Here is a 15,686-nt window from a genome sequence, read left to right as displayed (position 1 = left end):
AGTTAGCTTGACCAAATAGTTGGCTTGCAATTTATATTTATCCCGGAGGTAATTTTGTCTATTTCCAATGAAGATGAAACGCATGAACTTATGATTGGCGAAGCTGCTGTAAGCCTTCTCTTCAACCGGAAAGATATTACGACCACTGCCCTGCTCGACGAGCTAAATGTGATGGGTAACGTTGAAGAGGATGATGACCGGTTACTTGCCATCTGGTCTGCCCGCCGCTGGCTGCTGAGCCGCAGGAAAAGCAGTTATCCAGACAATAATCATCAGGACTGGCTGGCAGAGGCCACCGGACAGGCAAATACTCGCCATCCGCACCGTGAAGACGCCATCCGTCTCACGCAGTATCAGGACGAAGACTAGTTTCTGACGGCTGAATCCCGCCCGGCCGCCTGGCCGGGCATCCGGTACAACTTCCCCCCGTTGTACAATCTGTTTGAGCCCCACACCGCGCTAAACGCCCTCAAATGCCCTTTGCTGAACGCTAGCAACCCTATGAAAAATAAAGGCTAGCACTTTTTGCAAAAAAAACCGAAGTGCTGTTTATCACAATTGCTGTACACATACTGAAAACTTGTATAACTTCAGCGTCATAAAAGCTGCACATATTTTAAACTTAACAGATACAGGACTCTTCATATGCGTCAGCACGGCCAAAATCCTCAGAATGATGCCGATATCAGCCGCTACTTTAGCGAGGCGTCGCTGCCCTCACAGCAGGAGACCCTCGGACAGGTCGTCGTGGAGATCCTTCGCGCAGGCGCAACGTTAAATCGCAAAGCGATCTGCTCAAAGCTGTTAAGACGCCTTGAGCTGGCTTCCGGTGCGGAGCAGGAAAAGCACTACCATGAACTGATTGGCCTGCTGTTTGGCCGCAATGATTAAAATTCAGTGATGAGGCCGGCGGAAGCTTTTAGATTTCGCCCGGTTCTTTTATTATCAGCGCGGCGCGTAAGCCGCTGACAGGGAATGATAACAAGAGGTGGCGGTCGCGTAAGACGGTCCCACAGCGTTAATGTCCGGATCGATACGCTTTCCCCCGTATCGCTGTCTCAGAGAAGTTGTATGCAAAAAGATGATGAAGAACAAAAACTGACAGATATCCTGATTGGCGAAGCGGTGTTAACGCTCCTCCGGCAGGATGCGGTAATGAATACGTCGGCGCTTATCGACCGACTGCAGGCTATGGCTTCAGGTGAGCATGACACGCTCAGGCAACGCGCTTGCCGACGTGCTATCAGTGAGGTCAGAGCAAGTCGTCAGAGCGATAACAACAGCGTTACCCAGGAAGTCCGTGACCATGAGAACGTCATGCATATGTTTAATAATGACGGTCCGTCGGACGATTCTAAAAAACACTGAGTGCAAAGTTCACACACTGAAGCCATTAATCCGGGCGGCTTAAGGCCGTCATTCCTGTGAGGTAACCGCATGAACCAGCAGTCCACCGAAAATGCCATCCTGGCGTATTTTCAAAACGAGGGCGACCTGCTTTCTGATGAAACCGCGGTTATTGGCACCGTCATCCGCGAAGTTGTCGCGATGAAAGGTACGGTCAGCAATAAAGACATCATTCTTAGCCTGATTAACCGGCTGGAATCCACCACCGACGTGACGCAGCTGGATATCTATCGCCAGGCGCTTGAAGTTGTGGTTGGCCGCACGCCAGACGACGTCTGAGCCTGTGGTACTCAGGCGGCTCCGCTGTGGGCCGTCTTGCCTTCCCTTTCCTACCCCCTCCCGCCATTCCCTTACCGTTACGAAATCTGCATGTAATACAGTGAATTTTCCAGCCATATCAGGCCATACGTTGTCTGTAAGCTGGGGATGAATTGCCTGTGAAGATAAGCCGGCGCACCTCTACAGAGGATACGATCGCGGATTTAATGGAAGCGTTCGAGGATGGCACGGAAAGCCAGCAGGTAAACCGATTTAAGCGCTTCATCGTTGGTCTGCTCGCTGTGTTCATGGAGGACCAGAAGTACGCTGTGCTTATTGATGGCTTCGTTGGTGCTGATGAGCTGGGCCACTGCTCTGCCAACCACTGCACAGATGTCTGATGGATATTCTGAGTCTTTGTCGGGCACGTTCACCCCTGAATAGTTCTGGATATGCATACAGTTTACCATCTGGAAAAGCGCAATGCATCTCCGTTAATGCTCCTATCCCCTTGCTGGAGCGTTGAAAAAGCCCAACCCTGCAGGCCATCCGGGCGCAGGACTGCACAGATCGCTAGCGCTTGTAGTGCAAATATGTGAGGCAGGATACCGCGATCAGTTTCAGATTTGGGGGAGAGGTCTGGCGGGGAAGCAGCACAGCCCCGACGGGCTGCACCACCTGGTGATATTATTTAGTCTGTTGCTGCTGCTGTTGCTGCTGCTTGTCAGCCTCTTTGTCTTTTTTGTTCGCCATATGATGGCCAACGGCACAACCGGCTGCAGCGCCCGCTACGCCATGATGGGCAACATGACCTGCAACGCCACCAACCACAGCACCTTTGATACATCCCTTCGCTTCAGCCTGAGAAGTCACAGACAGTAACAGCCCGGCAATGACAACAAACGTAGAAAGTTTAAACATTGAATTCATCCTTTATTATTAAAATAACGCTTTGCGTCCGATGAAAGCATAGTAACTCCTGTATAACCCGTTGTTAATTATTGTAAAATGATGTTCCAAAATGACACTTTTCTCTCCTTGTCTCATCTGGATACGCGGGAATTACCCTGAAGCCTCAGGCGAAATAGAACCAGGCAGTGGCAATAAGGTCATTTTGGACATGAAAAACAGCCATGCTTTCCAACGGGGTTGGAGACAGGCCATAAATTAATTCGTGGTCAAATACCTTATCGCCTATTACCACCCGTGAGATAAGTTCAGCGCGGAGATCGGGATTGTTGAAACGATGGTTAACGTAAAACTCGCGTAATGCGTGTTTTCCCTGAGTTGAAGGGCTCTCGGTTGGCATCCGGTAGCCTTTGAACTCATCGGAAAAACACGCCATGAACGCGTCGATATCGTGGGAATTATACGCTTCAAACTGCGCCTGAACGGGTGACTCTGCCGACATGTTAACCTCGCTTTCATTTCAGATAATTATGCAAATTATTAACATATAAATTCACACATTGAAAGCAAGAAAGCCCTGACCGTGACGTTCAGGCTGTTCTGAACTTACGGGTAAGCGGCTTTTCTATCTCCACAATCAGGAACATCACAAAACCGATAATCAGGGTGATCACCCAGTAGCGGAATGGCAGTGCCGCTGTGCCAAACAGCACCTGCATAAAGGGCGCATAGATAATCAGTAGTTGCAGGACCAGCAGCACCGCACTCACCACCCAGATTCCCTTGTTCAGCAGCAACCCTTTACTCAATGAGAAACCGTTCGAGACGCGACAGTTGAGCATATAGAACCATTGCGCGGTCACCAGTGTTTGCAGTAAGACGGTACGAATGAATTCGGCAGAATAGCCGCGCGGTTGCAGCCAGGATTCCAGTACAAACGCGCTGATGGCAATCATCGATCCGACAAAGATCACCCGCCAGATGGCAAAACCATCCATCACATGCAGCTTCGGATCGCGCGGCGGTCGTCGCATAATGTTTTTCTCGCCTTCTTCAAACGCCAGACCGAAAGAGAGGGTTGCGGAGGTGGCCATATTCATCCACAGGATCAATACCGGCGTCAGCGGAATTAAATTCCCCGCCAACAGCGCAATAATGATTAATAACCCCTGAGCCAGGTTGGTCGGCATGATAAACAGAATGGTTTTTTTCAGATTGTCGTAAACCCGACGCCCTTCCCTCACTGCGCTGGCAATGGTGGCAAAGTTATCATCCGTCAGCACCATGTCTGCCGCTTCTTTGGTCACCTCGGTGCCTTTAATGCCCATCGCGATGCCGACATCGGCCTGCTTCAACGCCGGGGCGTCATTCACGCCGTCTCCGGTCATCCCGACCACTTCTTTTTTGCTCTGCAACGCCTGCACCAGACGGAATTTATCCTCCGGGCTGGTTCGCGCAAAAATGTCGTACGCTTGCGCCGCTTCACTCAGCTGCCGGTCATCCATTACCTCCAGCTCACCGCCGGTAATGGCGACACTGGCATTACTGATACCCAGCATCTGACCGATGCTCATCGCGGTTTGCGGATGGTCACCGGTAATCATCTTGACGCGGATCCCTGCCTGCAGACAGTCGCGGATGGCGGTGATGGCTTCCGGTCGCGGCGGATCCATCATTCCGGCGATGCCTAACAGGATCATCCCCTGCTGCAGATCCTGATGCGTTAATTCGCTCTGGCCCGGCGAGGCCGGTTTCCATGCCGCCGCGACCATGCGCAGCCCTTCCTTCGCATACTCTTCTATCTTCGCTTCCCACCAGGCCACGTCGAGCGGCTGCAGTCCGCTTTCCGTTTGCTGCTGCTGGCAATGCCTGAACAACACATCAGGCGCACCGGTAAGCAGTACGCACTCCTCTTCACCAATCAGATAGTGGGTCGACATGTATTTATATTGCGAATCAAACGGAATTTTATTGCGCAGTTCGGTAGTAACTGTCGGAAGTTTCCCTTTCGCGGCGAGCACCTTCAGCGCTCCTTCAGTCGGTCCGCCGGTGATTTTCCACAGGCCGCTCTCATCTTTGATCAGCTGGCTGTCATTACACAAATCAATGGTTCGCAGATAACGTTCCAGCAGCGAACCCGGCGTGATGGCGACGGGCGACGCGTCATCGGCACGGTGGAATGTGCCCACCGGCTCATAGCTGGCGCCATCGATGCGGTAGATTTGATCGGCGGTAATAATGGCTTTCACCGTCATCTCATTCATGGTCAGGGTGCCGGTTTTATCCGAGCAGATAACAGTCATCGCCCCGAGCGTTTCAACCGTCGGCAGTTTGCGGATAATCGCCTTCTGCCTGGCCATGGTCTGTACGCCCAAAGAAAGAATGATCGAGATGATTGCGGGTAGCCCTTCCGGGACCGAGGCCACGGCGAGGCTGATCAGTGACAGCATCAGCTCAGAGAGCGCCATATCGCGGAACAGCAAACTGAAGACAAACAGCGCGGCCATCATCGCCAGAATGATCAGGAAAATGGCTTTGCCCAGCTTGTCCATCTGCACCAGCAACGGGGTGCGCTGGGGTTCAATATCGGACATCATCTGGTTGATGTGCCCCAATTCGGTGGCACCGCCGGTCGCCACCACCAGCCCTTTCCCTCCGCCAGAACTGACGGTGGTGCCGGAAAACAGCAGATTCGTCCGGTCGCCCAGCGGCAGGTCGCCGGTCAGCGCGTCGGTCCCCTTTTCCACCACGGTGGATTCCCCGGTCAGGATCGCTTCTTCAACACGCAGGTTATGGGCTTCGATTACCCGCAGATCGGCCGGGATGCGGTCCCCGGCGCGGATAACCACCACATCGCCCGGGACCAGAGCGGTGGTGGGAAGCGTTTCGTGATTGCCGCCGCGGATCACCACCGTTTCACTGGAGAGCATATTACGGATACTTTGCAGCGATTTCTCCGCGTTACTTTCCTGAATATGACCGATCAGCGCATTGATCACCGCCACGCCGAGGATTACCAGGGTATCGATCCAGTGTCCCATCACCGCAGTCAGCAGGGCAGCAGCCAGCAAGACGTAGATTAAAACATCGTTGAAGTGGGCCAGAAAGCGCAGCCAAACAGGTTTACCGGGCTTTTGCGGAAGGGCATTTTCCCCGTATTGTTTTAACCGCTCTGACGCTTCAGAGCTGCTTATCCCATCGGGTGAACTGCGGGTACTGGCCAGCGTTTCATCAACAGAAAGCTGATAGTACGCACTTTCCGGTTTAGCTGTTTTCATCGCTTTCTCCTCAAGTCCTGTTTCGGAAATCAAGGCGGTGATATCCGTTTATTAACAGATCGGCATTTACGCAAATGCTAAGGCCTCTGGCCGTGAACAGGTTCGCGTCAGATGACGATATATGTCATTAATGGCTACTCACAGGGAGCTGATTAGTGAAAAACCTTAATGTTTCACAGATAATTCGGGAAATTAACGCTTTAAACGTAGCACAGCGAAAATAATTTCACTCAACTCGCCATATTGGGTATTCGCCCGAGCCTGAATCTCTCACCCTTCACGCCGTCTCATTCAGCCAAATATAAATTCCAGATAAAATTCATAAGGCTGCCATTATTTCCCCTGCCGTTTAATTAAAATCCACACCGTGCATTACACTGCAATAGCAGGCTTTAACGCTGAATATTGAATCTTTTAAGGATTTATGTATCGATAATTGCATCAAAAATATTACAAACTACAAATCTTTACTTTTTTGATTTACCCACCTAGTCTCATCTCAGACCCAACAGGCTTATTAGCCGCACTCATATTTTTCGCTATGCCGTAATTTTCATATAGCCATGATTAATGGAGGTAATGATGTATGGCTTAAGCCTGTTCCGCCTCAGCCTGTATGTTATCTTTGCGATCATCACCTGCTCGGCCGTAGGACTATTCACTTTCGTGGTGGTTTCTATGCTTGGCAATTAAATAATTCGACGCGTTTGCGATTAAATCGTTGTTGCTGAGGGTGAAACAGTGACTAAATATTTTTTCGTGGTTGCCATTATTATTTTTATAACAACCGCTTGCGATCAGAAAAAACCGCAACCTGCCCCACTGCCACGCATGGTTAAAGTTGTCGAGGTTATTGCGTCCGGCGAAACGCAACAACGCCTCTTTCCGGCGCGGATCGAGTCCGGCGACTCGACCGAACTGTCGTTTAAACGCGCCGGGCAGATTGAATCACTCGAACTTCGTCAGGGAGCTCGCGTTGAGCAGGGCCAGACACTTGCGAGGCTGACCGCGCGCGAAGCGCAGCAGCGCGTCAATGAACGGCAAACTGCCGCAACCCTTGCTCAGCGCCAGTTTGCCCGTTACCAAATGCTTTCTGGCCGACAGGCGGTTTCCCAGGCGGATATGGACATTCAGCGTGCAAACCGGGATGCGGCGAATGCCGCGTTGAAGATCGCCCGTGAAGAGTTAAGTCAGATGACGCTGACCGCACCGTTTAGTGGAGTGGCAGCCTTGGTAAACGTGCGAAATCATCAGGTCGTCGCTGCGGGTCAGGTGGTAGCTATTCTGACCCGCAGCGACCTGCTCGACGTGGTGTTTAACGTTCCTGAAAACCTGTTTACCGCGCTGGATATGCGCAATATGGCTTATCGCCCGCGGGTGCGCATCAATAGCCTGCCCGACCGGGAGTTTCAGGCCGATTATAAAGAACACACCGGCAGCAGTAGCAGCGGTTCCCTGACCTGGCAGGTTATTTTGACGATGCCACGCCCCGCTGATTTCCCTGCGGTGGGCGGCGTCAGTGGCACGGTCAGCATTAATCTCTCCAATCTGCCGGCCAACGTCGGTCAGGCATCGTTAGTGGTGCCGGTCGAAGCGGTATTCAATCCGGATAACAGCCAGCGTAATGACGCCCATGTCTGGGTGGTACTGGAAGCCGATAACCAGCTGGTGCTGGAAGATCGTAAAGTCAGCGTCGGTGAGGTTACCACTCAGGGTGTGGTGATCACCGCCGGACTCCATGCGGGAGAACGTGTGGTCGCCGCCGGAGTAAATGAGTTGCATGCCCGCCAGCCGGTGCGTATCTGGACGCGTGAGCGGGGGCTGTAATGGATCTCTCCCGGCAGTTTATCGATAACCCCATTCGCGTCTGGCTGGCCATTCTGTTATTGGGAATCGGCGGCATTTTCGCCCTGCTCAATATTGGCCGTCTTGAGGATCCCGCCTTTACCATTAAAACCGCGGTTGTCCTGACGCAATACCCCGGTGCCTCCGCCCAGCAGGTGGAAGAGGAAGTCACCTTGCCGCTGGAGAATGCGCTACAGCAACTTCCCTATCTGGACAATGTCAGTTCGATCTCCTCCAACGGCCTGTCGCAAATTACGGTGAATATTGCCTCGCGCTATCACTCGAATGAATTGCCCCAAATCTGGGATGAAATGCGCCGCCGGGTCGGTGATGCATCGCGCTTCTTTCCTTCCGGCGTCGCCCCGCCTTTTGTAAATGATGATTTTGGGGACGTGTTTGGTTTTTTCTTTGCCATTTCTGGCGACAGCTTCAGTAATCCGGAGCTGGTTCAGTACGCCGAACAGTTACGCCGCGAGCTGGTGCTGGTGCCGGGGGTTGGCAAAGTGGCGATTGGCGGAGCGATCCCGCAGCAAATTAATGTCGATGTTTCCCTGACGATGATGGCCGCACGCGGCATCACCCTCACTCAGCTTTCGGGCGTGCTCAGCCGCCTGAATGTGGTCTCCAGCGCAGGTGAAATCACCTCCGGAACGGAAAGCATTCGCCTGCATCCGACCGGCGAGTTTCAGAATATCGACGAATTGGGCGAGTTGCTGGTCAGTCCGGTCGGTGCGCCGGCCACCACCCGATTGCGCGATATCGCCACGCTGTCGCGCGGACTCAGTGAATCGCCCTCCAGCATTTATCACACTAACGGACGCCAGGCGGTGACTATGGGGGTGTCGTTTATCCCCGGCGTCAACGTCATCGATGTGGGCAAAGCGCTGGAAGCCCGGCTGCAGCAAATGTCTGCGGAAAAACCGGCGGGCATTCAGCTTAACGTGTTTTATGACCAGGCGGCGGAAGTGGCGCATTCGGTCAATGGCTTCATTACCAATTTCCTGATGGCGCTGGCGATTGTGGTCGGCGTGCTGCTGATTTTTATGGGCATGCGCAGCGGCATTATCATCGCGCTTTCACTGGCGCTAAATGTGCTCGGTACGCTGCTAATCATGTATCTGTGCGGTATTGAGTTGCAGCGTATCTCGCTGGGCGCGCTGATCATCGCCCTCAGCATGCTGGTCGATAATGCCATTGTGATTGTCGAAGGTGTGCTGCTCGCCCGCCAGCAAAATACGTCGCTCGCATCGACCCTGAATTTCGTTATCCGCCGCACGGCTTTCCCGCTGTTGGGCGCCACCATTATCGCCATTCTGGCTTTTGCCCCTATCGGGCTATCGCAGGATTCCACCGGCGAATACTGCAAATCGCTGTTCCAGGTGCTGTTAATTTCCCTGCTGCTAAGCTGGGTTTCTGCCCTGACCATTACGCCCGTGCTGATCAAGTGGTGGTTGTTTAGCGCGAAGGCGACGGCAAAGGCATCAGCAGAGGTTACTCCCCATACTGGCGGTTTTTACCGTCTTTATCAGCGCGCCCTGCGCGCTCTGTTAACGCAAAAGACGCTCACGCTGTCGCTGATGGTGGTGCTGCTGGCGGGCGCGGTTTGGGGATTCGGTTCCGTACGACAGAACTTCTTTCCGTCGGCGAATACGCCCATTTTCTTTGTCGATCTGTGGATGCCCTACGGCACTGACATCAACGCGACTGAGAACATAACCGGCGATATTGAAAAATCGATCGCCGGACAGAAAGGCGTGATCTCAACGGTAACTACCATTGGTCAGGGCAGTATGCGCTTTATCCTTACCTACAATGGGCAGCGTCAGTACAGCAACTATGCGCAGATTATGGTGCGCATGGACGATCAACGCAGTATTTCCACCCTGTCGCGGCGTATTGATGCCTATATCGCCCAACAGTATCCGCAGGTCAATGCCAGCACCAAACGGGTGATGTTTGGTCCGTCCGGTGGCAGCGCCATTGAAGTGCGAATCAAAGGCACCGATCCCGACAAAATGCGCCTGATTGCCAGCCAGGTGAGCGACGTCCTGGCCAACGACCCGGCAACCGACAGCGTGCGCAATGACTGGCAGAACCGCAGCAAAGTTATTCGCCCGCAATATAATCCGGCGCTCGGGCGCGAGCTGGGCGTGGACAAACAGGAAATTGATAGCGCACTGCAGATGAATTTTTCCGGCAGTCGCGTCGGGCTGTATCGTGAAGGGGCGGATCTGCTGCCGGTGATTGTCCGCCCGCCCACCCACGAACGTCAGGACGCGAACCATCTCAACAATGTGCTGGTCTGGAGCCAAAGCCAGCAACACTATATTCCGCTCAGTAACGTGGTTAGCGCGTTCAGGCTTGAATGGGAAGATCCGCTGATTTTGCGGCGCGATCGCAGCCGGGTGCTCACCGTCCAGACCGACCCGAATCCGCTCAGTCAGGACACGTCCGGTGATATCCTGGCGCGCGTGAAGCCGAAAATCGATCGCATCGCGCTGCCGCAGGGCTACCAGATTGAATGGGGTGGCGATGCCGAAAGCTCCAGTGAAGCGCAGCAAGGGGTGTTTACCTCATTGCCGCTGGGTTATCTGGTGATGTTCGTGATTACCGTGCTGATGTTCAGTTCGTTGAAAAACGCCATTGCCATCTGGCTGACGGTGCCGCTGGCGCTGATCGGCGTGACGCCGGGATTCTTAATCACCGGTATCCCATTCGGCTTTATGGCCCTAATTGGCCTGCTCAGCCTGAGCGGGATGTTGATCCGCAACGGCATTGTGCTTATCGACGAGATTGAACAGCAGAAGCAACTAAAAGCGCAGGAGGAGGCGATTATCAGCGCGGCCACCTCGCGTCTGCGCCCGATATTGCTGACGGCCTTCACCACCGTGCTGGGGCTGGCTCCGCTGCTGCGCGATGTCTTTTTCCAGAGCATGGCGGTGGTGATTATGTTTGGTCTGGGCTTTGCGACCATACTGACCCTGTTGGTACTGCCGGTGATTTACGCCTGCTTCCATCGCCAGCGTGCCGCGAACGCCCCATGAATATCACCGGGCTGAACGTGATTAAAACGCTGGGATGTATGACGGCGGTGACCTTTTTCACCCTGTATAACACCTGGGACCGTTACGATTATGATTACCACTGGATCCTGCCCTTTCTGACGTTTATATCCACCATCGCCACACCGTTATTTTTTGTGGTTGCCGGCATTATGGATGCGCAATCAAAGCAGGATTTACGCTGGCAATTGGGCAAGATTCGAAATGTGGTGATCGTGTTTCTGTTCTGGATGACGGTTTACTATCTGTGGGAGCCCTATCAGCGGGGTTACCTTATTCAGCCGTGGTTTATCTGCTCTTTTATTATCATCTACAGTTTCCACCCGCTGTTAAACTGGCTCAGCCAGCACCGGTTAATATTCCTGGCGCTGGTAATGGCGCTGCTGCTGTTTTCGTATGGCTATGACCTGATGTATGTTCTGACGCCTGACCCGCGATTCTTCAGTCTGGAACCGCAATACCGGCTCTGGACCTGGCTGCTGTTTTATTTAACCGGCCAGCTATTGTGCGATCCGTTCATTGCTAACTGGATGGAACGTAAAAAGGTGGCGCGGAGTGCGGCAATCGCCTTGCCCTTTGTTTACCTCTTTACTTGGTTCTATGAGCAGCACTTTTTCTTTGCCTTATTTAAAGCCGACCGCAATGCCTTTATTCTCACCGGTTCACAAATTTATCTGCTGGTGGTGGTACTGGTCATCGCCGCCAGTCAGGTGCGTTTTCAGCGCAATGCCGCGGTAAAAGAATCCTTTCTGGCGGCGATCAGCAAAACCATGACCGGGGTGTATATCCTGCACTACTCCGTCTTCCATCTGTTAAGCGTGCTTATTCCGATTACCTCACTGGCCACCAAACTGATGCTTATGGTGGTGACCTTTATCGCCTCGGTCCTACTGTCGAGGTTAATGCTCTCTATCGCGTGGGTGAAAAACGTCATCACGCTGTAAGGTCAGAAGCCATAACGCAGCCAGGCGAAAAGCACGTTGCCATTATTATAGGTGCCGGGAATGTAGGTGAATTGCAGGGTTAACCGTTTATAGCCGGCGGAGAAAAGCGGAAGAACCAGCGGCAGCGGCACATAATTGGCGAAATCATCGCGCGCGGTGATCCCGGCGGTTAAGCCTAAACCCAGCCGAAAATCGTGCTGCTGATCCAGATACCAGCCCTTTTCCCAGCCGTAACCCACCATCGGTTGCCATTCATTATGGGAATCCTTAAACGCCATGGCATAGAGCGCACTCCAGTTACCTTCTGCGGTAAAGCGCGATACGCCGATGCCGCCGCCCCATGGCGTTTCGTTATAGTTGTCAGTTTTGTCTTTGTCGTAAGCAAACCGGGCGTGCCAGCTAATAAAAGGCAAATAGAGATCGTGGTATTCAGGCTGTTCCCATGTCTGGGAAACATCATCTTTCAACCATTCCCAGCCGTCGCTGACGCTATTACTGGCGAAGGCGGGATCGATAAATAACATCAGGCACACAGACAACGCCACAGTAAGACTGCGCATAGTTTTTCCTCTGTTAAATTAACTGATGCATAAACAGGTGTAACGCGAGAGTTGACCGTCCGTGAGCCGCTGGTAAGTATTATAGTTGTTTATCCGGGGCGGCATTTCTGGCCTGCCCTGTTCCATTTGTGTCGAGGAGAATGGGTACCGATGTTCACAGGTTGGTTAGACTCTTTCACGCCCTTTGCCCGGGGATTATTTCTGCTGGCTTGCCTGACGCTGGTATTAATTGGCTTGCATCTCGCCGCACCGCTGATCAATCAGGTGCTGCTGGCGATGTTTCTGGCAATCATGCTGGATCCGCTTATTAGCCGCCTCGAAAAGCGCCGGGTTCCGCGTATTATCTCCTCCCTGCTGGTGATTATGATCCTGCTGCTGCTGATCGTGATTATCATTATGTCACTGAGTGCCGCCACGCCAGATTTGCTGCAGCTCAGCCGCCAGATGCCCGCTCTGGCGGCGGAAAGGTTACAAACGCTGGCGCATTTGCCTGGCCAGATGGGCATTGTGTTTACCTACGAAGAAATGCTGAATTTGATTGATGGCAGCGCCATTGTGCGTTTTATCGCTACCCAGCTTTCGCTGATCCCCGGCATGCTTTCATGGTGGCTGATGGTCTTTCTGATGCTGCTGTTTATGCTGTATGAGCTGCCGATGTTTAAAACCTTCCTGCGCGCCAAAGAACGTCATTCGCGCCTGTTTACCGCGCTGGAAGAAGGCATTCAAAGCGTGATTGTTTACGCGCAGGTGAAAACCCTGACCGGCCTGCTCGGCGGATTGATTGTCTGGGCCGCCGCCCATTTGCTGGGGTTGAAGCTAGCCTTCCTGTGGGGTCTGCTGATGTTTATCTTCAACTACGTGCCGGTCCTCGGCTCGTTTCTCGCCGCCATCCCGCCGGTAGTGCAGATCTTTATCCTGTCCGATACGCAAACCAGCCTGCTCACCGTGGGATTCTTTGTGGTGTTGAATCTGTTTTTGAGTTCTGTCCTGGAGCCGCTGATGCTCGGCAGGCGGCTGAATTTGTCACTCACCGTTCAACTGCTGTCATTTTTATTCTGGCAGTCGTTGCTCGGGATCACCGGGGCGATTCTGGCGATCCCCCTGACCTTTTTGCTGACCAGAGTTTGGCTGGCGTTGCGACAAGCGCCTGACAGCGCCTGATTGCCGGAGCGTGATGGCGTCCTCAGCTGATGGCTTCTGAACCCGCTTACCGCCCGGTCTGTCACCCGGTTAATTTTCAGAGTGACGGCTGATCCTTCGGCTTCTCAATCCCCGAATCGGTCAGCGTTGCTCTCACCTGCGGCAGGCTTTGCGGATAATTCTGCTGCACAAACTCAATCATTCTTTCCCGCACGTAGCAGCGAAGATCGAAGGCCGTGGGAGAATTCTGTGCGGTCATCAACATTCTGATGGTCATGGTTTTGTCGGTAGTATCGGTCACCTGCAGCACCTTGGTTTCCTGATCCCACAGTTTGGTTTCGCCGAGGATTTTTTCAAAATGCTGGCGCAGTGGCTCTAAGGGCATGGAATAGTCGAGATACAGGAACACCGAGCCTAATATCTGGGCGTTATTACGCGTCCAGTTCTGGAAAGGATTTTCGGTAAAGTAGGTAATCGGCAACACCAGGCGGCGCAAATCCCAGATACGCACCACCACATAGGTCAGGTTTATCTCTTCGATCCAGCCCCATTCATTTTCAACCACCACCGCATCATCAATTTTAATCGGTTGGGTAAAGGCGATCTGAATGCCGGCAAACAGATTGATCAGCGACTTTTGCAGGGCAAAACCAATGATGATACCCGCGACTCCGGCACCGGCCAGGATGGTGGTGCCGAATTTTCGCACGGCAGGGAAACTGAGTAAAATCAGGGTCAGGCAGAATGACACCAGCAGGACCATCGCCACTTTTTTGACATACATAATCTGCGTGCGAATTTTACGCGCACGAAGATTATTCGAAAGATTAATGTCGTAGCGGATAAACAGCATGTCCTGCGCCACGTTGGTCAGTCGAATTAAAATGGAACAAAAAGACAGGATAATGAAGACGTTAAGGGTGGCGGTGATAAAGCCCAGTGATTCCGGCTGGATGGTAATGTAATTCACCCCGACGTTGATCATCAGCAGGGGAATAAACAGAAACATCGATCCACGAAGATGCTTTTCCAGTGATTTGAACAGTTTCCGGTCGCGGCTTTGCCAGTAGCGGATGAACCGGAGAAGGATAAAGCGGGCCAGAAATCCCAGCGCGAGTGAAAGAATGACGAGCAATACCGCAGGCACCCATACTGGCGCACCCGATAACTCACCGAAAATCGTTAGCATTCAGTTCCCTTACCCTGTGAAAAAATGTCGTTAACGGGCTTTTCAAAAAAAGCCAAAAGTAACCGATAATTTAAGGTTAGCATAAATGCAAATCACTGAAATTTAAGATGACGTTTAATCGGATTAGTTCACCAGCGGGGTGACGATGCTCAGGTCACGCTGGCGTCCGCCGCCGGAGCCATCGCTAATTCCTCAGCGATAACATCAATCAGCTTTGTCACCCGGCGCGGCTGCACGCGGGAGGGAGGATAAACGATATGCAATGCAGTCGGCGGAAGCGCGTAATCGGCCAGCACCTCGACCAGTCGACCTGCGACAAGGTCGGCCTCAACATCCCAGATGGACTTTTTGCACAGCCCCTGCCCCTGTAGCGCCCACTGTTTAATTAACTGGCCATTATTGGTGGTGCGCTGCCCGTTGACCGAAACGGCATAGGGCGCGCCATCGACCTGAAAAGACCAGACCCGATCAATCCCCTGCATAAAGCGCATCATGATGCAGTCATGCTGGTTCAGGTCGTCGGGATGCAGTGGGGTTCCCCGCCGCTGCAAATACTCAGGTGAACCACAGACCAGACGTCGGTTATCACCAATCGCTCTGGCCTTCAGCGTGGAGTTAGAAAACTTACCATAGCGGATGGCAAAATCTATTCCCTGACTCGCCAGATCGACAAAGCTATCGGTGAGATTCAGATCGATGGTGACAGCGGGATGCTGAACAAGGAAACGGTCGAGGATCGGCACTACGCGGGTTTGCCCCAGATCCACCGGTGCCGTAATTTTGATCGGCCCGGATATTTTTTGCGTGCCCGATCTGATGCGGCTTTCAAGCTCATCAGCTTCGGCCAGCAGCCGTCGTGCCCCCTCGGCAAACATCCTTCCTTCGTCAGTCAGACTCAGTGAGCGTGTGGTACGCGTCAGAAAAGTGGCCTTGTAATACGACTCGAGCATCATCAGACGTTCAGAAACGGATGCCGGTGAAAGTCCCAGCTCACGACCGGCGGCTGACAAACTGCCCTTTTCCAGGATCATCAAAAACAATTTAAGGTTTTCTAGCATTCTTCGACATTCCCGAAAGATATATTCGTTATTGCA

General features: G+C 52.8%; 15 protein-coding genes. 8 read left to right on the top strand and 7 right to left on the bottom strand.

Annotation, left to right across the window (positions count from 1 at the left end; genetic code table 11):
- Nucleotides 1-54 precede the first annotated feature (54 nt).
- The 4 genes from AC0IXH_RS03085 (at nt 55) to AC0IXH_RS03070 (ending at nt 1,686) form a co-directional block, all read left to right on the top strand.
- Nucleotides 55-369 (top strand): hypothetical protein, encoded by a 315-nt coding sequence (locus tag AC0IXH_RS03085; RefSeq protein WP_105759972.1) that lies wholly within the window; start codon nt 55-57, stop codon nt 367-369.
- 276 nt (nt 370-645) lie between these two features.
- Nucleotides 646-891 (top strand): regulatory protein YcgZ, encoded by a 246-nt coding sequence (gene ycgZ / locus AC0IXH_RS03080; protein ID WP_346566698.1) that lies wholly within the window; start codon nt 646-648, stop codon nt 889-891.
- A gap of 180 nt (nt 892-1,071) precedes the next feature.
- Nucleotides 1,072-1,368, top strand: a complete 297-nt coding sequence (locus AC0IXH_RS03075) for a hypothetical protein (RefSeq protein WP_053142285.1) — start codon at nt 1,072-1,074, stop codon at nt 1,366-1,368.
- Nucleotides 1,369-1,437: 69 nt separating this feature from the next.
- A complete protein-coding gene (locus AC0IXH_RS03070; protein ID WP_265910870.1) occupies nt 1,438-1,686 on the top strand; it encodes a biofilm/acid-resistance regulator YmgB/AriR in 249 nt (82 codons plus the stop codon).
- A 203-nt stretch (nt 1,687-1,889) separates the two neighbouring features.
- On the opposite strand, the gene AC0IXH_RS03065 is transcribed toward AC0IXH_RS03070, so the two are convergent.
- From AC0IXH_RS03065 to AC0IXH_RS03050, 4 genes are all read right to left on the bottom strand, one after another.
- Nucleotides 1,890-2,093, bottom strand: coding sequence for a hypothetical protein (locus AC0IXH_RS03065; RefSeq protein ID WP_134824454.1), 204 nt, complete (start codon nt 2,091-2,093; stop codon nt 1,890-1,892).
- Between the two features lie 259 nt (nt 2,094-2,352).
- Entirely contained in the window at nt 2,353-2,586 is a 234-nt protein-coding gene (locus AC0IXH_RS03060; protein ID WP_053142283.1) for a hypothetical protein, read from the bottom strand.
- 154 nt (nt 2,587-2,740) lie between these two features.
- Nucleotides 2,741-3,076 (bottom strand): nuclear transport factor 2 family protein, encoded by a 336-nt coding sequence (locus AC0IXH_RS03055; protein WP_134824457.1) that lies wholly within the window; start codon nt 3,074-3,076, stop codon nt 2,741-2,743.
- A gap of 88 nt (nt 3,077-3,164) precedes the next feature.
- On the bottom strand, nt 3,165-5,852 hold the full coding sequence (locus AC0IXH_RS03050; protein ID WP_471719937.1) for a cation-transporting P-type ATPase: 2,688 nt from the start codon (nt 5,850-5,852) through the stop codon (nt 3,165-3,167).
- A gap of 831 nt (nt 5,853-6,683) precedes the next feature.
- On the opposite strand from AC0IXH_RS03050, the gene AC0IXH_RS03045 reads away from it, so the two are divergent.
- The 3 genes from AC0IXH_RS03045 to AC0IXH_RS03035 are packed head-to-tail and all read left to right on the top strand — an operon-like array spanning nt 6,684 to nt 11,703.
- On the top strand, nt 6,684-7,679 hold the full coding sequence (locus tag AC0IXH_RS03045) for an efflux RND transporter periplasmic adaptor subunit (protein WP_471721113.1): 996 nt from the start codon (nt 6,684-6,686) through the stop codon (nt 7,677-7,679).
- Entirely contained in the window at nt 7,679-10,741 is a 3,063-nt protein-coding gene (locus tag AC0IXH_RS03040; RefSeq protein ID WP_471719936.1) for an efflux RND transporter permease subunit, read from the top strand. Before AC0IXH_RS03045 ends, AC0IXH_RS03040 begins: the two co-directional genes overlap by 1 nt.
- On the top strand, nt 10,738-11,703 hold the full coding sequence (locus tag AC0IXH_RS03035; protein ID WP_471719935.1) for an acyltransferase: 966 nt from the start codon (nt 10,738-10,740) through the stop codon (nt 11,701-11,703). The genes AC0IXH_RS03040 and AC0IXH_RS03035 overlap by 4 nt, the downstream gene beginning before the upstream one ends.
- Before the next feature lie 2 nt (nt 11,704-11,705).
- Here AC0IXH_RS03035 and pagP read toward each other — a convergent pair whose 3' ends face one another.
- Nucleotides 11,706-12,263, bottom strand: a complete 558-nt coding sequence (pagP, locus tag AC0IXH_RS03030) for a lipid IV(A) palmitoyltransferase PagP (RefSeq protein WP_471719934.1) — start codon at nt 12,261-12,263, stop codon at nt 11,706-11,708.
- 150 nt (nt 12,264-12,413) lie between these two features.
- Here pagP and AC0IXH_RS03025 point away from each other — a divergent pair, with 150 nt between their 5' ends.
- Entirely contained in the window at nt 12,414-13,424 is a 1,011-nt protein-coding gene (locus tag AC0IXH_RS03025) for an AI-2E family transporter (RefSeq protein ID WP_471719933.1), read from the top strand.
- A gap of 76 nt (nt 13,425-13,500) precedes the next feature.
- Here AC0IXH_RS03025 and AC0IXH_RS03020 read toward each other — a convergent pair whose 3' ends face one another.
- A complete protein-coding gene (locus AC0IXH_RS03020) occupies nt 13,501-14,592 on the bottom strand; it encodes a mechanosensitive ion channel family protein (protein ID WP_105759976.1) in 1,092 nt (363 codons plus the stop codon).
- Between the two features lie 149 nt (nt 14,593-14,741).
- The gene (locus tag AC0IXH_RS03015) at nt 14,742-15,650 is read right to left on the bottom strand and encodes a LysR family transcriptional regulator (protein ID WP_013202798.1); all 909 of its coding nucleotides are present in this window, start codon (nt 15,648-15,650) and stop codon (nt 14,742-14,744) included.
- Nucleotides 15,651-15,686 lie beyond the last annotated feature (36 nt).

The sequence above is a fragment of the Erwinia sp. AC075 genome (genome assembly GCF_979253995.1).
The sequence above is the reverse complement of the archived record's forward strand: the minus strand, read 5'-3'. Positions and strand labels throughout refer to the sequence as shown.